Origin of the sequence: Rhodococcus sp. 06-235-1A (assembly GCF_002258785.1) — a bacterium.
Classification (GTDB): domain Bacteria; phylum Actinomycetota; class Actinomycetes; order Mycobacteriales; family Mycobacteriaceae; genus Rhodococcoides.
Genome location: NZ_NOYI01000006.1, coordinates 33,959 through 55,204 on the forward strand (window position 1 = coordinate 33,959; position 21,246 = coordinate 55,204).

The 21,246-nt window shown below is 64.6% G+C and carries 21 protein-coding genes; 8 read left to right on the forward strand and 13 right to left on the reverse strand.

Translation table 11 applies throughout. The annotated features are described in order from the left end of the window. Position 1 precedes the first annotated feature (1 nt). From CH275_RS04190 to CH275_RS04220, 7 genes are all read right to left on the reverse strand, one after another. Complete coding sequence (locus tag CH275_RS04190) at positions 2-778, reverse strand: enoyl-CoA hydratase (protein ID WP_094675502.1); 777 nt, start codon at positions 776-778, stop codon at positions 2-4. Continuing rightward, positions 775-1,683 carry a 3-hydroxyisobutyrate dehydrogenase gene (mmsB, locus tag CH275_RS04195; protein ID WP_094675504.1) on the reverse strand — a complete coding sequence of 303 codons (909 nt, stop codon included), beginning with the start codon at positions 1,681-1,683 and terminating at the stop codon, positions 775-777. Before mmsB ends, CH275_RS04190 begins: the two co-directional genes overlap by 4 nt. Then, positions 1,680-2,738: an enoyl-CoA hydratase/isomerase family protein gene (locus CH275_RS04200; RefSeq protein WP_094675506.1), complete on the reverse strand. Its 1,059-nt coding sequence runs from the start codon at positions 2,736-2,738 to the stop codon at positions 1,680-1,682. The genes mmsB and CH275_RS04200 overlap by 4 nt, the downstream gene beginning before the upstream one ends. Continuing rightward, positions 2,735-3,874 carry an isobutyryl-CoA dehydrogenase gene (locus CH275_RS04205; RefSeq protein ID WP_094675508.1) on the reverse strand — a complete coding sequence of 380 codons (1,140 nt, stop codon included), beginning with the start codon at positions 3,872-3,874 and terminating at the stop codon, positions 2,735-2,737. The genes CH275_RS04200 and CH275_RS04205 overlap by 4 nt, the downstream gene beginning before the upstream one ends. Positions 3,875-3,881: 7 nt before the next feature. Beyond that, on the reverse strand, positions 3,882-5,390 hold the full coding sequence (locus tag CH275_RS04210) for a CoA-acylating methylmalonate-semialdehyde dehydrogenase (protein WP_094675510.1): 1,509 nt from the start codon (positions 5,388-5,390) through the stop codon (positions 3,882-3,884). 77 nt (positions 5,391-5,467) lie between these two features. Then, on the reverse strand, positions 5,468-6,226 hold the full coding sequence (locus CH275_RS04215) for an SWIM zinc finger family protein (protein WP_094675512.1): 759 nt from the start codon (positions 6,224-6,226) through the stop codon (positions 5,468-5,470). Beyond that, on the reverse strand, positions 6,226-9,060 hold the full coding sequence (locus CH275_RS04220) for a DEAD/DEAH box helicase (RefSeq protein WP_094675514.1): 2,835 nt from the start codon (positions 9,058-9,060) through the stop codon (positions 6,226-6,228). Before CH275_RS04220 ends, CH275_RS04215 begins: the two co-directional genes overlap by 1 nt. Positions 9,061-9,164: 104 nt before the next feature. Between CH275_RS04220 and CH275_RS04225 the strand changes: the two genes are divergently transcribed. The 3 genes from CH275_RS04225 (at position 9,165) to CH275_RS04235 (ending at position 11,722) form a co-directional block, all read left to right on the forward strand. Continuing rightward, positions 9,165-10,070 (forward strand): NADP-dependent oxidoreductase, encoded by a 906-nt coding sequence (locus CH275_RS04225; protein WP_094675592.1) that lies wholly within the window; start codon positions 9,165-9,167, stop codon positions 10,068-10,070. Between the two features lie 136 nt (positions 10,071-10,206). Continuing rightward, entirely contained in the window at positions 10,207-10,884 is a 678-nt protein-coding gene (locus CH275_RS04230) for an HNH endonuclease family protein (protein WP_094675594.1), read from the forward strand. 10 nt (positions 10,885-10,894) lie between these two features. Next, a complete protein-coding gene (locus CH275_RS04235; RefSeq protein ID WP_094675516.1) occupies positions 10,895-11,722 on the forward strand; it encodes a shikimate 5-dehydrogenase in 828 nt (275 codons plus the stop codon). Position 11,723: 1 nt separating this feature from the next. Here the strand turns inward: CH275_RS04235 and nagB are convergent, their stop codons facing one another. Genes nagB through CH275_RS04250 form a run of 3 tightly spaced genes read right to left on the reverse strand, consistent with a single transcriptional unit; the run spans position 11,724 to position 14,944 of the window. Then, positions 11,724-12,512: a glucosamine-6-phosphate deaminase gene (gene nagB, locus CH275_RS04240; RefSeq protein ID WP_094675518.1), complete on the reverse strand. Its 789-nt coding sequence runs from the start codon at positions 12,510-12,512 to the stop codon at positions 11,724-11,726. Next, entirely contained in the window at positions 12,513-13,700 is a 1,188-nt protein-coding gene (locus CH275_RS04245) for an N-acetylglucosamine-6-phosphate deacetylase (protein WP_094675520.1), read from the reverse strand. Then, the gene (locus CH275_RS04250) at positions 13,697-14,944 is read right to left on the reverse strand and encodes a PTS transporter subunit EIIC (protein WP_094675522.1); all 1,248 of its coding nucleotides are present in this window, start codon (positions 14,942-14,944) and stop codon (positions 13,697-13,699) included. The genes CH275_RS04245 and CH275_RS04250 overlap by 4 nt, the downstream gene beginning before the upstream one ends. Before the next feature lie 178 nt (positions 14,945-15,122). Here CH275_RS04250 and CH275_RS04255 point away from each other — a divergent pair, with 178 nt between their 5' ends. Then, complete coding sequence (locus tag CH275_RS04255; RefSeq protein WP_032378914.1) at positions 15,123-15,353, forward strand: glucose PTS transporter subunit EIIB; 231 nt, start codon at positions 15,123-15,125, stop codon at positions 15,351-15,353. Further along, positions 15,350-15,814 carry a PTS sugar transporter subunit IIA gene (locus CH275_RS04260; protein WP_094675524.1) on the forward strand — a complete coding sequence of 155 codons (465 nt, stop codon included), beginning with the start codon at positions 15,350-15,352 and terminating at the stop codon, positions 15,812-15,814. Before CH275_RS04255 ends, CH275_RS04260 begins: the two co-directional genes overlap by 4 nt. A gap of 2 nt (positions 15,815-15,816) precedes the next feature. Here the strand turns inward: CH275_RS04260 and CH275_RS04265 are convergent, their stop codons facing one another. Continuing rightward, entirely contained in the window at positions 15,817-16,563 is a 747-nt protein-coding gene (locus CH275_RS04265; RefSeq protein WP_094675596.1) for a GntR family transcriptional regulator, read from the reverse strand. A 179-nt stretch (positions 16,564-16,742) separates the two neighbouring features. Here CH275_RS04265 and CH275_RS04270 point away from each other — a divergent pair, with 179 nt between their 5' ends. Beyond that, a complete protein-coding gene (locus CH275_RS04270; RefSeq protein WP_094675526.1) occupies positions 16,743-17,960 on the forward strand; it encodes a benzoate/H(+) symporter BenE family transporter in 1,218 nt (405 codons plus the stop codon). 10 nt (positions 17,961-17,970) lie between these two features. Continuing rightward, entirely contained in the window at positions 17,971-18,444 is a 474-nt protein-coding gene (locus tag CH275_RS04275; protein ID WP_094675528.1) for an acyl-CoA thioesterase, read from the forward strand. 5 nt (positions 18,445-18,449) lie between these two features. Here CH275_RS04275 and CH275_RS04280 read toward each other — a convergent pair whose 3' ends face one another. Both CH275_RS04280 and CH275_RS04285 read right to left on the reverse strand, forming a co-directional pair. After that, positions 18,450-19,475, reverse strand: a complete 1,026-nt coding sequence (locus CH275_RS04280; RefSeq protein WP_094675530.1) for a phosphotransferase family protein — start codon at positions 19,473-19,475, stop codon at positions 18,450-18,452. A gap of 113 nt (positions 19,476-19,588) precedes the next feature. Further along, positions 19,589-19,915: a hypothetical protein gene (locus CH275_RS04285; RefSeq protein ID WP_094675532.1), complete on the reverse strand. Its 327-nt coding sequence runs from the start codon at positions 19,913-19,915 to the stop codon at positions 19,589-19,591. Between the two features lie 591 nt (positions 19,916-20,506). On the opposite strand from CH275_RS04285, the gene CH275_RS04290 reads away from it, so the two are divergent. Beyond that, on the forward strand, positions 20,507-21,217 hold the full coding sequence (locus CH275_RS04290) for a hypothetical protein (RefSeq protein ID WP_143546677.1): 711 nt from the start codon (positions 20,507-20,509) through the stop codon (positions 21,215-21,217). The last annotated feature ends 29 nt before the right edge of the window (positions 21,218-21,246 follow it).

Sequence of the window (21,246 nt, forward strand, 5' to 3'; positions counted from 1 at the left end):
CCTAGCGGTGCCGGAAGTTCGGCGTTCGCTTCTCGATGAACGCCGACATGCCTTCCTTCTGATCCTCCGTGGCGAACGTCGAATGAAACACGCGGCGCTCGAACAACACACCCTCGGCCAGGCTCGACTCGAACGATCGGTTCACCGCTTCCTTCGCCATCATGGCAACCGGTAGCGACATCTCGGCGATGGTGGTCGCGGTCACGATGGCGTCGTCGAGCAGATCCGCGACCGGCACGATGCGCGAGACCAATCCTGCTCGCTCGGCTTCCTCGACCTTCATGTTGCGACCGGTCAGGCACATCTCCATGGCCTTGGCCTTGCCCACCGCACGCGTCAGGCGCTGCGACCCGCCGATTCCCGGAATGACGCCGAGTTTGATCTCGGGTTGTCCGAATACCGCGGTGTCCGAGGCGATCAGAACATCGCACAGCATCGCGAGTTCACACCCGCCGCCGAGTGCGTAACCGGAGACCGCTGCGATCAGCGGCGTCCGAGCCGATGCCAGCCGATCCCAGGCCGCGAAGAAGTCGTCGAGGTACACGTCCATGTAGGACTTGGGCTGCATCTCCTTGATGTCGGCCCCAGCAGCGAATGCCCGCTCGGAACCGGTGATCAGGATCGCACCGATGTCGGAGTCCGCGTCGAGTTCCTCGACCACCGAGACGACCTCACGCATCAGCTCGGAGTTGAGCGCGTTCAACGCCTTCGGACGGTTGAGCGTGATGATGCCGACGCGTCCCCGACGCTCGAGCAGAACCGTCTCGTAGTCACTCACAGGCCTGCTCCGTTCGAGCGCTCGCGGATGTCGTTGATGATGCCGGAGAAGTCGACATCGGTGCCGCCCCCGGACGTTTCCTTGAATCGAGCGTACAGCTCGGCTGCGGCCAGACCCAGAACACCCTCGACACCGTTGTCGCGCAGTGCATTCGCCGCCAGACCCAGGTCCTTGTCCATGAGAGCCGCAGCGAAGCCGGGCTTGTACTCGTTGTTGGCAGGGCTCGTCGGGACCGGTCCGGGCACCGGGCAGTTCGTGGTCAGTGCCCAGCATTGACCGGACGCAGTCGACGCCACGTCGAACAGTGCCTGGTTGCTCAGGCCCAGCTTCTCCCCCAGCACGAAGGCCTCGCTGATGGCGATCATCGACACTCCGAGGATCATGTTGTTGCAGATCTTGGCGGCCTGACCGTTACCTGCTGCGCCGCAGTGCACCACCTTGCGACCCATGACGTCGAGAACTGCTGCGGCAGAGGCGAAATCCTTCTCGGAACCGCCGACCATGAAGGTCAACGTTCCTGCCGCGGCTCCCCCGACACCTCCGGATACCGGCGCGTCGAGACTGCGATGGCCTGCCTCGTGCACGAGCTTGTGCGCGGCGTGCGCGTCGGCGACGTCGATGGTCGAGGAGTCGATGAACAACGTGCCCGGCGCGGCAGCAGGCAGCAGGTCCGCATACAACCCGAGCACCAGTCGGCCGTTGGGCAGCATCGTGATGACGATGTCGGCACCGGCGACGGCGGCCACGGCCGACTCCACCACGGTGACGCCGTCCTTCGTGGCCTGCTCGAGCGCGGCGGGAACCAGGTCGAATCCCTGCACCGTGTAGCCGGCCGCAGCCAGATTGGCGGCCATCGGTCCACCCATGTGGCCGAGGCCGATGAAGCCGATCGTCTTCTCGCTCATGACTGCTCACCTTCTGTGTGTGCGTTCGACAGGCCCAGTTCCGCGTCGCCCAGGGGCGCGAAGTACCGGTCTACATCCTCGGGCGTGACCTCTGCCAACGTACGTGGTTGCCATTGCGGGTTGCGGTCCTTCTCGACCACCTGTGCTCGAATTCCCTCGACGAGGTCGTGGCTGCTCAGCGACGCGACCGACACGCGGTATTCCTCGTCGAGTACAGACTCGAGCGTCGGCAGTGTCGCTGCCCGACGCAGCGATCTCAGAGTCACTGCGAGCGAGACAGGCGATTTGGACGCAATGTCCTCCGCCGACTTCTGTGCCTCGGGTACTGTGCTGGCGGCCAGCGCGTCCACGATGCCCTGGACGTCGTCGCCGGCGTAGCACTCGTCGATCCATTCCTGCTGGCCGGCAACTGTGGACTCCGGTGCCGGCTCACTGAACGCTGCGACGGCCTCTCCGACGCTGACCGTCTCGAGTGCCGAGTAGAAGTCTTCCAGCTTGTCGGAAGGGATGTAGTGATCGGCGAAGCCGACCGCGATGGCGTCGGCGGCATTCATCCGCGCCGTGGTGAGCGCGAAATGGGTGCCGATCTCGCCCGGTGCACGCGAGAGCAGGTACGTGCCACCCACATCCGGAACGAAACCGATTCCGACCTCGGGCATCGCGATCTTCGATCGCTCGGTCACGATGCGAGTGTTGGCATGTGCCGAGAGTCCGACGCCTCCGCCCATGACGATGCCGTCCATGATGGCCACGAACGGCTTGGGGAACCGGGCGATCGCGGCGTTGAGGATGTACTCCTCGCGCCAGAAGTCCCTGCTACCGCTGCCGCCGTCCTTGGCGTCGTGGTAGATCGAGACGATGTCGCCGCCTGCGCACAATCCGCGCTCACCGGCTCCGGTCAGCAGGACGACGTCGACGGCATCGTCGGTTGCCCATTGCGCCAATGCCGGTGCGATCTCGCGCACCATCGCATGATCGAGGGCGTTGATGGCTTTGGGACGATTGAGGGTGATTCGACCGATACCGCCGGAGACCTCGAGGATCACGTCACTCATACGGCGCCCACGATCGATCGAGCGACGACCAGCCGCATGATCTCGTTGGTGCCTTCCAGGATCTGGTGCACTCGAAGATCACGAACGATTTTCTCGACGCCGTATTCTGCGAGGTAGCCGTAGCCGCCCAGCAGTTGCAGCGCTCCGTTGGCGACGTCGAACCCGGCATCGGTTCCGAAACGCTTTGCCATCGCACACATTTCGACCTTGTTCGGAGCGTCGTTCTGCAACGCGTCCGCGGCCCGCCACAGCAGCGTGCGGGCCGCCTCCAGTTCGGTCGTGAAGTCGGCCAGTCGGAACTGGAGCGCCTGCGCATCGAGCAACCGCGCCCCGAACGCCTTGCGCTCGGCGAGGTAGGCAACGGCCTTGTCGAGAGCGGACTGCGCCCCGCCGATCGAACACGCGGCGATGTTGATGCGCCCGCCGTTGAGACCGTTCATCGCGATACGGAACCCGTCGCCCTCGTTGCCGAGCAGGTTCTCGGCCGGAATGCGGACTCCTTCGAGAACGACCTGCCGGGTTGGCTGAGCATTCCAGCCCATCTTCTTCTCGTTGGCTCCGAACGAGAGACCCGCGGAGTCCTTCGGCACGATGAACGCCGAGATGCCACGCGGCCCCGGTGCACCGGTGCGCGCCATCACGACGTACACCTCGGATGTGCCTGCGCCGGAGATGAATTGCTTGACGCCGTCCAACACGTACTCGTCACCGTCGCGCACCGCCTTGGTGGCCAACATCGCGGCATCGGATCCCGCGCCCGGCTCGGTGAGGCAGTAGCTCCCCAACTGATCCATCGCGCACAGGCCCGGAAGCCAACGCTGCCGTTGCTCGTCGTCGCCGTAGGTGTCGATCATCCACGCAACCATGTTGTGAATGGAGATGTACGCCGCGATGGACGGGTCACCGGTGGCCAACTGCTCGAAGATCCTCACCGAATCGACTCTGGTCAGGCCCGATCCGCCCACATCCTCGCGAATGTAGATGCCGCCCATCCCCAGTCCCGCTGCCTTGCGCAGCACGTCGACCGGGAAGTGTTTCTGCTGATCCCACTCGATGGCACTCGGTGCCAGGAACTCGTCGGCGAATTCGCGAGCGGTGTCGTTGATCGCTCGCTCGTCCTCGTTCAAGGTGAACATCGCCGGATCAGTCCATGTTCGGAATGACGAAGTGATTCTGTGCGACAGCTTCTTTGGTGCCCGACGGCCAGCGCTGGGTGACGGTCTTGGTCTTGGTGTAGAAGCGGATCGAATCGGGTCCGTGCTGGTTCAGATCGCCGAATCCCGAACGCTTCCAACCACCGAACGTGTGGTACGCGATCGGCACCGGAATCGGCACGTTGACCCCGACCATGCCCACCTGGACGCGGGAGCAGAAGTCGCGGGCAGTGTCACCGTCCCGGGTGAAGATCGAGACGCCGTTGCCGTATTCGTGCTCGGTGGGCAAGCGCAGGGCATCCTCGTAGTCCTTGGCGCGGACGACGATCAGGACGGGCCCGAAGATCTCTTCCTTGTAGATCCGCATGTCGGTGGTCACCTTGTCGAACAGCGTTGCGCCGGCGAAGAATCCGTTCTCGTGGCCGTCGAGGCTGAAGCCGCGTCCGTCGACGACGAGCTCGGCACCCTCGTCCACACCGATCTGGGTGTAGTCGTTGACGCGCTTCAAAGCATCGCTGCCGACGAGCGGGCCGAAGTCCGCGCTCTCGTCGTCACTGCGGCCGATCTTCAGCTTCGCCACTCGCTCGGTGAGTTTGGCGACCAACGCGTCGGCGGTCTCCTCTCCGACGGGAACGGCGACGGAGATCGCCATGCACCGCTCGCCTGCCGAACCGTAGGCGGCACCGAGCAGTGCGTCGGCGACCTCGTCGAGATCGGCGTCGGGCATCACCAGGGCGTGGTTCTTGGCTCCGCCGAAGCACTGTGCGCGCTTGCCGTGCTGGGCTGCGGTCTCGTAGATGTACTGCGCGATGGGGGTCGAACCGACGAAGCCGATCGCCTTGACGCGGTCGTCGGTGAGGAGCACGTCGACGGCATCCTTGCCGCCGTTGACGACGTTGAACACACCCGGCGGCAGTCCTGCCTCGAGGAAGAGTTCGGCGAGCTTGAGCGGGACGGAGGGGTCGCGCTCGGAGGGCTTGAGGATGAACGCGTTTCCGCAGGCGATGGCCGGGCCGGCTTTCCACAGGGGAATCATCGCGGGGAAGTTGAACGGGGTGATTCCGGCTACGACGCCGAGCGGCTGACGCATCGAGTAGACGTCGATTCCGCCGCCTGCACCCTCGGTGTACTCGCCCTTGAGCAGATGCGGGACGCCCACGGAGAATTCGACGACCTCGACGCCACGCTGGATGTCACCCTTGGCGTCGGCGATCGTCTTGCCGTGCTCGGAGGACAGCAGACGGGCGAGCTCGTCCATGTCTCGAGTGACCAGAGCGAGGAACTTCATGAGCACGCGGGCGCGGCGCTGTGGGTTCCAGGTTGCCCACTCGCGTTGAGCCTGTTCGGCGTCGGCGATCGCGGCCTCGACCTCGGAGACATCGGCCAGTGGCACCCGTGCCTGCACCTCACCGGTGTTGGGATCGAAGACGTCCCCGAATTTTCCGGAGGTTCCGGCGACGTGCTTGCCGCCGATGAAGTGTGTGAGTTCGCGAGCCATGGAATTCGTCCGTCCTGGAGCGTGGAAGTGAAGTGCGCCCATCCTATAGTCGGATGTCCATGCAAGTCCAGAATTCGTCACATTCGGTCGTAGAACTGCCTCAGATCGGCGCAGGCACGGCTGACCTCGGCCTCGTTGGAGCCGTCTGCGCGGAAGACACGACGCAGGATCAACGGATCGAGATCGTCCATCGCGGGAGCGAACGACACCTGGGGGAGGTCGGGGAAGGACGCACGGTCGGCGAACCAGTCGTCGGCGTCGGACTCCGTGCCGCCGTCGCTTTCGCCGACTCCCTCGATCAACTGATCGAGGTCGACTCCACGCAGTGTCAGAATGGTCACCGCGGACGCGTCGATGTGCTCGGCGGCGATGTACATCAGCGCCGCCGCATGCTTGCACGGCCACCCGTCGTCGGGGCAGGTGCAGTCGAAGTCGAGCTGGCCTTTGTCGTGTGGCAGCAACATCGAGGCCAACGGCTGCGGAATGGAATTGGACGCCAACTCGGCCAGCATCCCAGGATTCGACCGCACCCGATCGACGAGCGCGGCCACTTCACCCTGCGTCAGCGGATCGACGGTGACCGAGGCCGAGAACGGCTCGAGCTGACTGCCCTGCACCTCGCCGTAGATCTGCCCGCGCTCGACGCCGAGAGTGAGCACCTGCCCCTGACGAGCGTAGGTTCTTCCGCGCGCGATACGACCCGGATCGGCCAGGTCTTCCATCGCAGCGACGAAATGCCTGCCCCACCACGTTTGCCCGAAGGCTCCGCGCTTGTTTCGGGACTCGATGCCGCCCTTGGCTTTTCGACGCTTACCGTACTGCGAGAAGTCGACCATCACTCCCCCACCGCATCCTCGCTGAGCCGGAACAACTCCTGCAGTTCCGCGGTGTCCATCTCGGTGACCCAGTTCTCTCCGGTGCCCACCGCCAGATCCGCCAGGCCCTGCTTGGAGACGAGCATCGAGTCGATTCGCTCCTCCACGGTGCCGACACACAACAGTTTGCGCACCTCGACGTTCTTACGCTGGCCGATGCGAAACGCGCGGTCCGTCGCCTGATTCTCCACCGCAGGGTTCCACCAACGGTCCAGGTGCACAACGTGATTGGCGGCGGTGAGATTCAATCCGGTACCACCCGCCTTCAGCGAGAGCATCATGATCGGTGGACCGTCCTCGCTCTGAAACCTTTCCACCATCGCATCACGCTTGGTCTTGCTCACTCCGCCGTGCAAGAACGGCACTTCGGCTCCGAATCGATCCGCGAAGTACGGCGCCACGAGCTCACCGAACTCCCGGAACTGCGTGAACAACAACACCTTTTCGTTGTCGCCCAGAATCGAATCGAGCATGTCCTCCACCAACCCGATCTTCCCGGACCTGTGCTGACCTCTCTTGAGCACGAGCGAACCGTCGGACAGGAAATGGGCGGGGTGGTTGCACACCTGCTTGAGGCGGGTGAGAGCGGACAGCACCGCGCCCTTGCGTTTCATACCCTTCGCATCGGCGATCTGCGCCATCATCTCGTCGACGACCGCCTTGTACAGCGCAGCCTGCTCGGCGGTGAGGTTCGCGCGCACCGTCATTTCGTTCTTCTCGGGCAGATCCGAGATGACCGTCGGGTCGGTCTTGACGCGTCTCAGAATGAACGGCGATGTGATGGCCCGCAGACGTGAGACGGCATTTTCGTCGTTCTCGCGCTCGATCGGCACCGAGAATCGCTTCCGGAAATCGGACGGCCTCCCCAGCATGCCCGGATTGGCAAAATCGAGAATGGATCTGAGCTCGTCCAGACGGTTTTCCACCGGTGTTCCGGTGAGCGCCAGCTTGTGTTCCGCCGGGATGGCGAGCGCTGCCTTGGCTTGGACGGTGCCGGCGTTCTTGATGTGTTGCGCCTCGTCGAGAACCACTCGTCGCCACGTCTGCTCGGCGAGCTGCTCGCGGTCCTTGGCCATCAGCGCGTAGGTGGTGACGATCAGGTCGTGCTGGGCGATCGCTCGGTCGAGCTCCTCTCCCTTGGACCGAGCCGGGCCGTGGTGCACGAGGACCCGAAGTGCAGGCGTGAACTTCGCAGCCTCACGTTGCCAGTTGCCGACCACCGACATCGGTGCCACCAGCAGTGTCGGCCTCGGATGTCGTTCGTGGGCAAGGAGTGTGAGCACCTGCAGTGTTTTGCCGAGACCCATGTCGTCGGCGAGCACCGCGCCGAGACCGAGCCGACTCATGAACGCGAGCCAGTCGAGCCCACGCTGCTGATACGGCCGCAGAGTCGCGTTGACACCGACGGGGACGGGGATGCTCTCCGGCACCGCGCCCGGTTCGAGCAGCGTGGCCGCCCATCCGCTGGCCCGGATGTCCTGAACCGGAGCGGGCGGTGGATCGGCCAGCGTCATCTCGCGCATCAGCGTGCTCAGCGCGGTCCCGTCGCCGTGATGCTCGGCGACGTATTTGGCTGCTCGTGCGAGCTGACCACCGTCGGCCAGGACCCACTGACCGCGGAGTCGTACGAGATCGCCCTTGGAGACGGCGAGCCTGTTCATCTCCGCCTCGGTGAGCACCATGTCACCCAGTTGGAGCTGCCAGTCGTAGGAGATCAACTCGTCCATGCCGACCGCACGATCGGCGGCAGCTTTGGTGACCGCAGGCGAGTCGACGCGCAGTCTCATCGACGGATCAAGCCTCGTCCACGCCCGCGGAAGCAGCACCGTCGTGCCGGTGGCCTGCAGTGCCGTTGCACCGTGTTCGACGAGATCGATGACGACCGAGGTGGGGAGAAGTAGATCGAGAGTGCCGTCCTGGGAAGGCAGATCACGCAGCCTCGGGTACGCCGCTACTGCGTCGCCGAGCTTGCGTACGGCAATCGACAGCAGTGTGGCGTCGACCTTGCGGCTCATCGGAACCGGACGCGGCGCTTCACCGTCGGCCCGTAGGCATACCTGCAGCGTCCAGAACGACTCCGCCGACTCGTCGGTGCCGGCATCGGCTGCGTCATCCTCGTCATCGGGCTCGAGCAGACGCAGCACCAGTGACGGTTCGTCGACGGTGAGACTTCCGCGCCACTTCTCCAGCAGGGTCGAGATCTGTTGTGTGCCATCGACATACGGGTCGTCCCGTATCAGAGCGGACAGCAGGGCATGTTCCGAGTCGGGGCGACCGAGAAGCGATCTGACGATCGGGTCGGTGAGCTCCTCGACCACGTCGTCGAGGATCTTCTTGGGTCGCTCGTCCGCCCGCTGCACAGGTGGCATCGACACCGAAAGTTCGCTGAGCCAGGCGCGTTGACGCTCACCGCCGACCAGACGCCACCGTGGCCACCACTGACCGTCCATCAATTTCAGCGCAGGAACCACCCGCCCACCGCGGACCCAACGTTCGATTCCGCGGGCGACGTGCGCGAGATATCGCAGGTCACCGGAAATCGACGGGTGATCGGGCGGCGTTCGCAACAGCAGGTCCGCGGCGTCGTGCGGCGCGAGGGCGATAGCCGGAACCTGAACCGGGGCCCGGCCGGTCGCTCGATGACCGGGGTTCGGGAACGACACCGACGCGCGGTGCCGGAACGTTCTGGTGAGCATCTGCGAGTGGGTCGGGGGCAGATCGGGTTCGTCGCCGGTGGCGATCTCGTCGTCCCACAGCATCAGTCCGGCACCGGGGGACCACAGACCGTGCAGCATCGGTCCATCCAACCAGGACGCACCGACATCACCTCGGTGAGGCAGTCCGCCGAGGCCACCGGGCAGGGTGCCGATCGGTTCGAACCGTAGGGCAGAGTATGGACATGATCGCGTACGGCTTCAGCGAATACGGCGGACCCGACACCGAATACCTTCTCGACCTACCCGTCCCCGAGCCGGGACCGGGGCAGATTCTCGTCGCGGTACGTGCCGCCGGAGTCAACCCTGCGGACTGGAAGGTGCGGGCGGGCAACCGCAAAGACACCGTGCAGACAACTCTGCCCGCAGTTCTGGGTCGGGAAGTATCGGGCACCGTGGTCCTGGTCGGCTCCGGTGTGGACGAGTTCGCGGTCGGGGACCACGTGTTCGGGGGGACTGCTTCGGGCTACGGCGGCTACGCGCAATACACCGTGCTCAACGCGTCGAGCACCGCTCACAAGCCCGACTCCGTGTCGTGGGCGGCCGCGGCCACTCTGCCGGTGGCGGCAGGAACCGCATACGACGCTGTACGGAGCCTGGCCGTGACTGCGGGCCGTACCGTTCTCGTACTCGGCGCGGGCGGTGGTGTGGGTTCGGCCGTTCTGCAACTCGCGCGTGCGGACGGTGTGGACGTCGTGGCGGTCGCGAGCGCGGGAAAACGGGAGTGGATCGAAAGCCTCGGAGCCAGGTTCGTCGAATCCGGCAGCGACATCGCTGACGCGGTCGCCGGGCCGGTCGACGGCATCGTCGATCTCGTCGGCGGCGAGACGTTGCGCGCAGCCGCCACTGCCGTCGGGCCCGGAACACCGATCGTCAGCGTCGCCGATCCGGTGCTCGCATCCGAGTGGGGTGGTTCCGGCGTCGTACGCGATCGCACCACCGCCGCCTTCGCCCGGCTGGCCGACCTGACCGCCACCGGTGTGCTGCGCCCACGCATCGACCATGTGTTCCCGCTCGTCCGCGCAGGTGAGGCCCTCGCCCTCGTCGAGAACGGGCACTCGCTCGGCAAGGTGGTCGTCGAGGTTCGCTGACCCTCGGTTCGTGGCGCCGCATCACTGTCGGTGCCGTCCGGCACACTGCTACCCCGAGGGCAGACTGCGGACGATCGACGATGGGGCGTGTGTGAGAAAACTGTGGGCGGCGACGGCGCTGGTGATCGCTGCGGTGATGATGGCTGCGTTCGGATCGTGCGACCGTACTGTCCTACCCGGCTTCTCCCCCGCCGCACCCGCTCCCGGCAGCCCCACCCGGGTGCAGATCGAACAGTTGCTGGCCCAGGTTCGTGTGGTCGCTGCCCGACCCGACGCCCTCGGGTACGAGCGTGGGTGCAAGAACGGCGAAGGATGCGTGTTCGGACCGGCGTGGACGGACGACTACGACGGGCCGGGCGGCCACGACGGCTGCGGCACTCGCGACAACGTGTTGGCGCTGTCCATGTCGGAGGTCGAGTTTCGTGCCGGCACTCGCGACTGTGTCGTCCTGTCGGGTTCGCTCGCAGACCCGTACTCCGGTGAGCGGTTGCAGTTCACCAAATCCGATGCCGGGAAAATTCAGATCGACCACGTGTATCCACTGTCCGCAGCATGGGACATGGGCGCGAATACGTGGTTGGCCGACAAGCGCATTCGGTTCGCCAACGACGTCGCCTTCAATCTGTTGGCGGTCAACGGAGCCGACAATCAGTCCAAGAGCGACAAGACTCCCTCGCAGTGGATGCCGCCGAACGCGGCGTACCACTGCTTCTACGCGGGCAAGTACCTGTCGGTGGCCGCCCAGTACGAGCTGCCGATCACCCAGGACGATCAGAAGGCTCTCGCCTCGGTCGCCTCGACGTGCGCGGCGTAACGTAAGGCCGATGGCAACGTCACACCCGCGCAGCTTCCTCGACCGTGAGACCCAGCTCTGCATGTCTCTGTCCGGCCGACCGAGCAACATCGGAACACGATTCCACAATTATCTCTACGACGAATTGGGCCTGAACTTCGTCTACAAGGCATTCACCACCACCGACCTTGCCGCGGCCGTGGGTGGCGTTCGCGCGCTGGGCATTCGAGGCTGCGCCGTCTCCATGCCGTTCAAGGAAGACGTCATCGCGTTGGTCGACGTGACGCACGAATCGGCCAGTGCCATCGACTCCGTCAACACCATCGTCAACGAGAACGGCGTTCTGCACGCATACAACACCGACTACCAAGCCGTTGCGAATCTGCTGGCGGCGCACTCCTTGTCGACCGACTTCTCGGTTGCCGTCACCGGCAGCGGCGGCATGGCGAAGGCTGTCGTTGCGGCACTGCGAGATTCGGGCTTCAGCCGAGGCACGGTCGTCGCACGTAATGCGACCACCGGCCCTGCCCTCGCCGAGACGTACGGCTACGAATGGTCTACCGAGGCGGTGGCGGCGGATCTGCTGGTCAACGTCACTCCGGTGGGGATGGCCGGTGGCCCCGACGCCGACTCGGCGCCCTTCACCGACGACCAGATCGGCGCGGCGCACGCGGTGTTCGACGTTGTCGCGATGCCGTCCGAGACGCCGCTGATCGTCGCCGCCCGGGCGGCGAACAAGCCCGTGATCACCGGCGCACAGGTCATAGCCCTGCAGGCCGCAGAACAATTCGTCCTCTACACCGGTGTGCGGCCGTCGGACGAACAGATCGCCCGTGCCTCGGAGTTCTCGCGCAGCTGACTCACAGGTCCTGCCACCGAGGCTTGTTGGCGTAGGCGTAGCGGTAGTAATCGGCAAGCGCGAGCGACGACGCCGCCTCCTCGTCCAACAGCACCGTTGCATGTGGGTGCCACTGGATCACCGATGCCGGACAGTGCGCCGACAGCGGTCCTTCGACGGCCGCAGTCACCGCATCGGCCTTCGACTCCCCTGTTGCGATCAACACGAGGTGACGCGCCTCGTCGATGGTGCCGAGCCCCTGTGTCAGCACGTGATGCGGGACGTCCTCGGGCGAATCGAAGAAGCGGGCATTGTCCGCGCGGGTCTGCTCGGTGAGTGTCTTCACCCTGGTCCTCGAGCGCAGCGACGATCCAGGCTCGTTGAAGCCTATGTGCCCGTCGGTGCCGATTCCCAGGATCTGAACATCGATGCCGCCTGCGGCTGCGATCGCCGCGTCGTAGCGCTGCGCCTCAACCGCGATGTCGTCTGCTTCGCCGTCGGGTGAGAACACCGCGGCATCGTTCAGGTCGACGTGGTCGACGAAATTCTCACGAATGAACGAAAAGTACGACTGCTCCGCACTTCTCGCGAGACCGATGTACTCGTCGAGCAGAAAGGCCCGGCAGTGCGAGAACGACAGACCTTCGTCGCGATGACGTCGCGCCAATTCGCGATAGGTACCCACCGGAGTGGATCCGGTCGCCAGCCCTAGAACAGGGGTCGATACCCGGGTTGATCGAACTGCGCGCTCGACGATGTCGGCGGCCGTTCGGTCTACCGCGTCCACCCCGTCGAGGATCACGATCTCCATCTAGCTGTCCTCCTCTATCGCGATTCCGCCCCTGATGACCCGCACAGGCTCGAATGCTGTGTCCACCACCAGTACGTCGGCTCTCATTCCACGCTCCAGGCGGCCGATGTCGGCACCGAAGCCGAATGTCGTTGCCGGTGTGGACGATCCGGCCCGCACCGCCTCGACCAGCGGCACGCCCGCGTTCTGTACGGCCCGGCGCACCAGATCCAATACGGTGGCTGTCCCACCTGCGATCGGTGCCGTCTCCGAATCGGCCTCACGCGACAGGCGTGCGACCGAGTGACGGACGGTCACGTCCAGTGGTCCGAGTCGGTATCGGCCGTCCGACATACCGGCCGCGGCCATCGCGTCGGACACCAGGGCGATCCGTGCACCACCGACGAGGTCGAACACGGCTCGTACGGTCTCGTCGGCGAGATGCACTCCGTCACCGATCAATTCGAGCACCATCCCGCCGCGGGCCGCGGTGGCCAAGCACTCGCTGACCGGCCCCGGTGCACGGTGGTGCCACGTCGGCATTCCGTTGAACAGGTGCGTCGCCGTGATGGGCCCGCTCCCCAGTATCTCGATACCGCGGCGGGTGGTGAGAGCGTCGGCGTCCGTGTGCCCGATGCTCGGCACTATGCCGTTGTCTCGCAGGATCTGTGCGACGGCCGCGAACCCGTCGACCTCGGGCGCGAGAGTCATCGACCGCACCGCTCCCCGTCCTGCACCGACGATGTCCGTCAGCAGACCCGGATCACCGTTGCGCAGCGACGCCGGATCCTGTGCGCCGCACCGGGCGACGGACAGGAACGGCCCTTCGATGTGCACCCCGGCGATGTCCCCGGACTCGTACAGATCGGCCAATAGCGACGTCTGGCCGATCAGCCGTTCGGGCGGTGCCGACACCAGCGATGCGAGCATCGTCGTGGTGCCGCGGGAGCGGTGATGGCGCACCGCCGTCATGAGATCGGCGGCTGCGGAATCGGGGAACGACGCCCCCGCACCGCCGTGGCAGTGCACATCGACCAGACCCGGCAGGATCGTCGTCGAATCGGATTGCGGTAGTGCATCTCCCGCCCAGAGCCGGGTCGGTCCTACCCACGAGATCCGATCTCCCTCCAGTGCGACCACACCGTCCTCGATGACCTCCTCGTCGGTGACGACTCGCCCTCGTAGCGTCGTCGGGTCCGAATCGGTCATGCCTGTGTCGGTTCGGCCACCACATCGTCCTCACGGCCGGGAGTGCGCAGGTTCCACTTCTTGATCACGAAGCTGAACAGGAAGTAGTAGATCACCGCGTACACGAGGCCGATGGGAATGAGCAACCATGCCTTGGTGGCGATTCCGTAGTTCAGCAGGTAGTCGATGCCACCGGCGGAGAAGAAGAATCCGTCGTGTATTCCGAGGGCATTGGTCAGGGCCATCGAGGTTCCGGTCAGGACTGCGTGAATGATGTAGAGCGGCCAGGCGACGAACATGAACGAGTACTCGAGCGGCTCGGTGATGCCGGTGACGAAGGCAGTCAGGCCGGTGGACAACATGATTCCGCCGACGATCTTCTTCTGAGACGGCTTGGCGTTGCGGTAGATCGCGAATGCGGCAGCGGGAAGGGCGAACATCATGATCGGGAAGAAGCCGGTCATGAACACTCCGGCGGACGGGTCACCCGCGAAGAATCGGTTGAGGTCACCTCGTACCAGCTGCCCACTCGCATCCTGGTAATCGCCGACGAGGAACCAGACGACCGAATTCAGGATGTGGTGCAGACCCGTCGGAATCAGCATGCGGTTGGCGAATCCGTAGATGCCACTGCCCACCACACTGTGATCGGCGACCGTATTGCCGACCCAATTGAGGGCACTGTAGAAGAGCGGGTAGACGAACGACAAGATCACGGCGACAACGAGTCCGGTGATCGCCGTCAGGATCGGCACCAGTCGACGGCCACTGAAGAATCCGAGATAGTCGGGCAACTTCTGCCGGTAGAACCGCTGCCAGAGGATGGCCGAGAGCAGGCCGATCACGATTCCTGCCAGTACGCCGTAATCGATCACTGCGGGGTCACCGTTGGCATCGACCTTTCCGTCGAGTACCACCGGCGACATCGCCGTGAAGACACCGTTCATCACCATGTATCCGACGACGGCCGCGAGTGCCGTCGAACCGTCGGACTTCTTGGCCCAGCCGATGGCGATACCGACGGCGAAGATGAGGGGTAGCCAGGTGAACACCGCCTGGCCTGCGGCGGAGATGACCGCCGCTGCGGTCTCCAGCGCGCTGAATCTACCCAGCAGGTCGTCCTGGCCGAGCCGAAGGAGAATTCCGGCGGCGGGCAGGACTGCGATGGGGAGCATGAGACTGCGACCGAACCGCTGCAACCCGGCCAGTGATCGGGAGTCCTTCTTCGGCTCGGTATCGACCGAGTCCGTGTTCTTCGGGGTCATGGCGACCTTCTCTTCGAGGCTGGTCCGTCAAGGATGATTCCGCTGTTGTGACCGGCTGCCATCAGGGGTACTGTCCGGTCATTACCAGTTGTAGTTTGACCAGGTGGCGAGCTCATGTCAACCCAGACGTGTGATCCAGCCGACAGGAATTACAGTCGACAGAGAGTGGGAACGGACCATGTCCAAGGCGGATGCAATCGTGAAGGGCCTCGGCGGTGCCGACAACATCGTCGAGATCGAAGCATGTATCACTCGGCTTCGTACCGAGGTGAAGGACGGCTCGTTGGTCGACGAGGCGGCACTGAAGGCAGCGGGCGCCCACGGCGTGTTCCACAAGGGCACAGCTGTTCAGGTCATCGTCGGGCCCGAAGCGGACACGCTCGCCGAAGATATCGAAGACATTCTGTGAGCGACGCCAACCTGATCCTCAGTCCCGTTGCCGGCCAAGTCATCTCGCTTGCCGACGTCCCCGATCCGGTGTTCTCTGCGCAAATGGTGGGTTCCGGTGTCGCACTGCGCCCGGCCCCGAGCGATGCCCCCGTCGAGGTTCGTTCGCCGGTCGCGGGCAAGATACTCAAACTTCACCCACATGCGTTCGTCGTCTTCACCGACGACAAGGCGGGCGTACTGGTGCACATCGGCATCGACACCGTGAAGATGAAGGGCGAGGGCTTCGAACTCGTTGCGGCCGAGGGGGATCGCGTGCAAGCAGGCGATCTCGTCGTGACCTACGATCCAGCTGCGATCGCAGCGGCGGGCTATTCCGATGTCGTCCCCGTCGTCGTCATGGACTCGAAGCCGGATTCGATCACCAGCGCGCACATCGGCACCGCCGTGGCATCGGGCGATCCACTGTTCGAGCTGCCCTGATCTCACCGACGCTGCGGGGTGCGTCGCCGGCCTTCCACCTCCATCGAGAGCTGGTACCGATCGCATCGGTACCAGCTCTCGGTATGTTCGAGTGGCTCGTCGCCGCTGAAGGAGACTCGGTCGAAGTACAGCACCGGTGCACCGCGTTTGGTGCCCAGCAGGGTCGCCGTATCACTGTCGGCCGCAGTTGCTTTGACGGTCTGCTCGGCCCTGTCGATGGTCAGACCGTAGTGAGTGTGCACGGCCTCGTACACGGACCTACTCAAATCGTGACCGATCAGACCCGGAAGCAGCGCGGCGCGAAACCAGCCGTCGTCCACGCTGACCGGTTCGGCGTCGGCCAATCGTAGGCGCTTGACGTGGTACGTCTGCTCCCCATCCGCCAGCCCCAGGGCACGAACGGTAGCCGCCGAGGGATTCTCGAGTCGAGCGAAGAGCACCACCGTCGTGGGTGTCAATCCTTGCGCGCGCATCTCCTCCGAAAACGACGCCAGGTGTAGACGAGATTGCACGGTGCGACTGGCCACGAAAGTACCTTTACCGCGGACTCGCACCAGATGTCCGTCGTTGACCAATTGCCCGATCGCTTCCCTGACGGTGATACGGCTGACGCCGTAGTCCTCCATCAGCTTGCGTTCGCTCGGCATCAAGTCGCCCGGCTGAAGCTCCTTGGTGCAGCGGTGCAACAGAATTGCGCGCAACTGTTCGTGTTTCGGGACCTGACTGTCCCTCAGATGTACGGGCATCACCACTGCGCCGGCCTTTCGGTCAATCGCCGAGCCAGCGGTACGGACTGGTCCGGTCCAACCGAAGACTACGCGACGTCGGTACCACCTCGACAGCATTCCGCTACCCGAGGAACATCGCGGCCTTCGGCCGCTGGGAAAGGATGCGACAGACCGCGGCCCACCGTGCATGATCGACACTCGTGACCGCTGCCGATTCCGCCTACGGACCGACTCCACTCTCGACTCCCATCAGTGCCGGAATCGTGGCCTCATTGGTGGGCTTCACGAGCTCCTTCGCCGTCGTGCTGACCGGCCTGCGTGCGGTCGGTGCCACCCCGGCAGAGGCGGCGTCCGGATTGTCGGCGCTGTGCGTGACGCAGGCACTGGGCATGATGTGGCTGGCCCGCAGATACCGACAGCCCATCACCTTGGCGTGGTCGACGCCCGGTGCGGCGCTGCTGGCCGGAACCGGTGTGGTGGTGGGAGGGTGGCCCGCCGCCGTCGGCGCGTTCGTCACGGTCGGGATCCTGATCGTCCTGACGGGCCTGTGGCCCCGACTGGGTGCGCTGGTCTCGAGAATTCCAGTACCTCTTGCCCAAGCAATGTTGGCCGGGGTTCTCCTACCCCTGTGCTCGGCACCGGTGGCCGCGTTCGCCGACTCCCCCGCGCTGATAGCGCCGGTGGCGGTCGTCTGGCTCGTCGTTCTCCGCTTCAGCACCCGCTGGGCAGTGCCCGCAGCGTTCGTTGCAGCGGCCGCTGTCATCGCCGCAGACTTGATCGGCAGCGGCACCTCGATCGCGGCGTCCGATCTCGTTCCCGGAATCGACTGGACGGTTCCGCACTGGACCTGGCAGGCCACGATAGGGATCGCGGTGCCGCTGTACATCGTCACGATGGCGTCGCAGAACATTCCTGGCACCACGGTCATGGCGTCGTTCGGATTCCGAATCCCATGGCGCGCGTCGATGACGGTCACCGGAACCGGCACTGTCCTGGGTGCATTCGCCGGCGGCCACACGATCAATCTCGCCGCGATCAGCGCTGCCCTGTCGGCCAATCCCGCTGCCCATCCGGACCCGAAGCGGCGATGGATCGCGGCCTTCTCCGTCGGTTGCTCGTATCTGGTGCTCGCGCTGCTGGCCACGGCCCTGGCAACCTTGGTGGCCGCGGCACCTGCAGGAGTGGTGGAAACCGTTGCGGGACTTGCACTGTTGGGGACCCTCGCGGCGTCCCTCTTCGGGGCACTCGAGCATGCGTCGGACAGGGAAGCGACCGTTCTGACGTTCCTCGTTGCCGCGTCCGGCCTGACGTTCGCAGGAATCGGATCCGCATTCTGGGCGTTGGTGGTCGGACTCGCGGTGCGGGCGATCCTGCGGCGGCAGTCCCCGATCGCTACCGCACCCGAGGAGACTGGCTAGTGTCTCGTTCATGGCGGATCAGGTGAACGAAAGCGCGGAGTTGTCTCGTGCGTCGGATTTTCCGGCGTTGTGGCCGGTGCCGACCCGGTGGGACGACAACGATCACTACGGGCACGTCAACAACGTCACCTATTACGCGTATTTCGACACCGCGGTCAACGGTTGGTTGATGGAGACGACAGGTGTGGACATTCGGGACTTGTCGGCGATCGGCGTCGTAGCGGAGACATCGTGCCGTTACCTGTCCGAGTTGAGCTTTCCGGATCGGCTTCAGGTCGGCCTGGCCGTCGAGAAGCTGGGTACCCGCAGCATCGTGTACTCGCTCGCGCTGTTCCGGGAGGCCGAGGACGATGCGCTGGAACTAGCAGCCCGGGGTCGTTTCGTACATGTCTACGTCGATAACGTCACGCGCAGACCGGTCGCGATCCCACCCGAGATCGAAAGCGCAGCACGCACTCTGGTGATCGGAACTTCGGCGAGCTGACGGTTCTACAGGCCGATGTCGTCGGCGGTGTTCACCGCACGGGTGACGATGTCGTCGATGAGAGTGGTGGTCGGCCCGCCCGCAACGGCGCGGTTCCGCGAGTCCGCTTCCATTCGGCGCATGACTCCCTCGGCGATGATCGCGAGCTTCCACAGCGCCAGCACCTGCCAGAATCCGACATCCGATACATCGCGCCCGGTGTGCCCCGCATACGACTCGATCAGCTCGGCCCTGGTGGGGAAGCCCGGCAGGGTCGACGCCATGAACGGGCCCGCGACGCCGTCGTCGGCTTGCGGCCAGTAGGCCAGCAGTCCGCCGAGGTCTGCCAGTGGATCTCCGAGTGTGCACAGTTCCCAGTCGACCACCGCCGCGACCCGACCGTCGTCGCGGGTGGTGATGACGTTGCTCAGGTGGAAATCGCCGTGCACCAAGGTCACTTCGTGCTGCTGCGGAATGCCGGCAGCCAGTCGTGTTGCGAGAGAGTCGATACCGGGGATCTCGCGAGTGCGCGAGGACTCCCACTGTTTGGTCCAGCGGGCGAGTTGACGAGCGGCATAGGGCTTGTGGCTGGCCAGGTCGGCGAGACCGGAAGCATCGAGATCGACGCGGTGGATGTCGGCGAGCGCTACGGTCAGACCGAGCCCGACTCGGCGACGGTGGTCGGTGTCGAGTTGCTCGGCTGCGGCGACCGAATCGACCACAACGCCGTCCACGAAACTCATCAGTACCAGAGGGACATCGGAGATCGACGGATCCTCGGTCAGCGCAATCATGTCGGGAACCGGCACTGCAGTGTTCTGTAGCGCCGACAGAATTCGATGTTCACGCACCACGTCGTGGGCAGAGGCCAGCAAGTGCCCGAGCGGCGGGCGACGAAGCACCCAGACACCAGCGTCGGCGTCGCGCACCTCGTAGGTGAGATTCGACTGCCCGTTACCGATTCGCCGGAAGGTCACCGGGGTTGCTGCGCCGATTCCCAATCCTGCGATCCAGGTCGACACCGCATCTTCGTCCAGCCCCACTGCGCCCATCCAGTACCCTCACTTCGCTGTGCGACATACGACTGTCGGCTCCCGTAGTCGGAGTCGATCGATCGTATCGAAGCGAAGCACGCTCGGGTGTCGAGACACCGCGAGGGCAGGAGTCAGCTGGCGCGACCGAAGGCAGAGATCAGTGCCGGAGTGGCGATCGCAGCAGCAGGCGCGGAAGCTCCGTGACGCCTGACCGCGATCTCGTCCACCTCGCCGACCAGCAACGCAACCAGTGCGTCCGGCTCCGCCGCCCAGACCGACGAAATGTTGCTCACCTCGGCTGGAGCGAAGAGTCCGCTTGCGGCGAGCGCACCGATCCACTCGGCTACCGCATCCACGGTGGGCTCGGGCATGATGGATCGATCGAGGGAGTCCGATTGGAACTCGTTGCAAAAGAACGCGCGGACCATATCGAGCTGTCCCTGAGACATTGCGGTCATGTTCTTCTCCTTCGAGTTTTCGGCGTCCGTATGTGTTGGATACCCGTCTTCGACAGGCTCCGACGGGTTCTGTGGACCGTTTTCAGATCGTTATCGAACTGAATGTAACGACGGAACACGGTTTTCCGATGCGGCTGAAACTACGCCCTTTTCGACGGTCTCGCCCGGGGTGAACTGTCTAATGTGACTATCGTCACACACTTTTACCCATCCAATCAACGACTTGCAACGAAGTCATAGTTCGCTTTACGAAATGCTGTGATCAGGAACAATAAGCGGGCAAATGCCCAGCTAGGCGACCCAGAGGTCCAGCGGACACGACGTCCACCCATCCGGAAACGGACATCGGCGGTCCGCAGCACTCGCGCCTGCTTCGGGTCGCGAGACTGCAGCGAGGCGTAAAACATTCTCGACGCCCGAATTACTGCAGTTTTTCCAGATGCCCGCAACTTGACAGTAGAGCTGCCCTGCTACTCCCGCCACGAGCCCGTGCGGGGCTCTTCCGTGATCGCACCGTTACCGAGGAAACCATCAGCGAGTTCCCAACATCCTCACATCGATCGCTCAGCTGCATCGGGCACTGTGACGGTCATGCCACCATCAAGTCTCGACAGCGGCCCGATGCGACGAACTCGTGATACCGAGACGACCACGGTGCCAGGAAGGAGCTCGGCCCGCCCACGCAAGAATGCAATCGTCGCGCGGGTGGCAGTCTCGGGTTCGTTCGCGATCGCGCTGTCGGTGTTGCTGATATCGGCACCGCACGCGCCGTCGGTGCCCGCCGAGGAAACCCCCGCCGTCGCACTGGCGGGCGTCGCGCTCGACGCGATCGACGTGACCACTGTGCTGACCGCTGTCGCTGTCCTCGCCGTCGTCGCGCTGCTGCGCAAACTGCCGTACGGAATCGGGGTGGTGATCGCCTGCACGATCGGGGCCGTCGTCACCGGTGAGCTCGTCCGTGAGCTCGCAGGATCGTCCGTGTCGCCCGAGGACCTTCCGTTCGGCCAGCTCGTCGCCGTGGGGGCGCTGCTCGGTGCTGCATCCATGGTGGCCTCGACTTCGTGGCGGCCCGTCGTCCTCGGCTTGGGAACGGTCGCAACGCTCGCGGTGGCCGCATCCGCCCTGGCAGTCGGTTCCGCGTCGATCGCCGGGCTCGCGGGCGCGCTGATGGTTTCCTTCGTGTGGTGGCCTGCGTGCTCGATCGTCATGCTCTACTCCCCCGAAGCCGCTGCCCGTGAGGCCCACAACCCGCTCGATACCGCGGCACTCGCCGTTCAACGCAAGATGGGGCGCTCCCGTTGACATCGGGAGCGCCCCATCGGGCATTGCTA

What these genes read in the sequence shown, in the direction of transcription:
- mmsB (WP_094675504.1), bottom strand. Translation starts at nt 1,683, where the DNA reads ATGAGCGAGAAGACGATCGGCTTCATCGGCCTCGGCCACATGGGTGGA.
- CH275_RS04200 (WP_094675506.1), bottom strand. Translation starts at nt 2,738, where the DNA reads ATGAGTGACGTGATCCTCGAGGTCTCCGGCGGTATCGGTCGAATCACC.
- CH275_RS04205 (WP_094675508.1), bottom strand. Translation starts at nt 3,874, where the DNA reads ATGTTCACCTTGAACGAGGACGAGCGAGCGATCAACGACACCGCTCGC.
- CH275_RS04210 (WP_094675510.1), bottom strand. Translation starts at nt 5,390, where the DNA reads ATGGCTCGCGAACTCACACACTTCATCGGCGGCAAGCACGTCGCCGGA.
- CH275_RS04215 (WP_094675512.1), bottom strand. Translation starts at nt 6,226, where the DNA reads ATGGTCGACTTCTCGCAGTACGGTAAGCGTCGAAAAGCCAAGGGCGGC.
- CH275_RS04220 (WP_094675514.1), bottom strand. Translation starts at nt 9,060, where the DNA reads ATGCTGCACGGTCTGTGGTCCCCCGGTGCCGGACTGATGCTGTGGGAC.
- CH275_RS04225 (WP_094675592.1), top strand. Translation starts at nt 9,165, where the DNA reads ATGATCGCGTACGGCTTCAGCGAATACGGCGGACCCGACACCGAATAC.
- CH275_RS04230 (WP_094675594.1), top strand. Translation starts at nt 10,207, where the DNA reads ATGATGGCTGCGTTCGGATCGTGCGACCGTACTGTCCTACCCGGCTTC.
- CH275_RS04235 (WP_094675516.1), top strand. Translation starts at nt 10,895, where the DNA reads ATGGCAACGTCACACCCGCGCAGCTTCCTCGACCGTGAGACCCAGCTC.
- nagB (WP_094675518.1), bottom strand. Translation starts at nt 12,512, where the DNA reads ATGGAGATCGTGATCCTCGACGGGGTGGACGCGGTAGACCGAACGGCC.
- CH275_RS04245 (WP_094675520.1), bottom strand. Translation starts at nt 13,700, where the DNA reads ATGACCGATTCGGACCCGACGACGCTACGAGGGCGAGTCGTCACCGAC.
- CH275_RS04250 (WP_094675522.1), bottom strand. Translation starts at nt 14,944, where the DNA reads ATGACCCCGAAGAACACGGACTCGGTCGATACCGAGCCGAAGAAGGAC.
- CH275_RS04255 (WP_032378914.1), top strand. Translation starts at nt 15,123, where the DNA reads ATGTCCAAGGCGGATGCAATCGTGAAGGGCCTCGGCGGTGCCGACAAC.
- CH275_RS04275 (WP_094675528.1), top strand. Translation starts at nt 17,971, where the DNA reads ATGGCGGATCAGGTGAACGAAAGCGCGGAGTTGTCTCGTGCGTCGGAT.
- CH275_RS04280 (WP_094675530.1), bottom strand. Translation starts at nt 19,475, where the DNA reads ATGGGCGCAGTGGGGCTGGACGAAGATGCGGTGTCGACCTGGATCGCA.
- CH275_RS04285 (WP_094675532.1), bottom strand. Translation starts at nt 19,915, where the DNA reads ATGACCGCAATGTCTCAGGGACAGCTCGATATGGTCCGCGCGTTCTTT.
- CH275_RS04290 (WP_143546677.1), top strand. Translation starts at nt 20,507, where the DNA reads ATGCCACCATCAAGTCTCGACAGCGGCCCGATGCGACGAACTCGTGAT.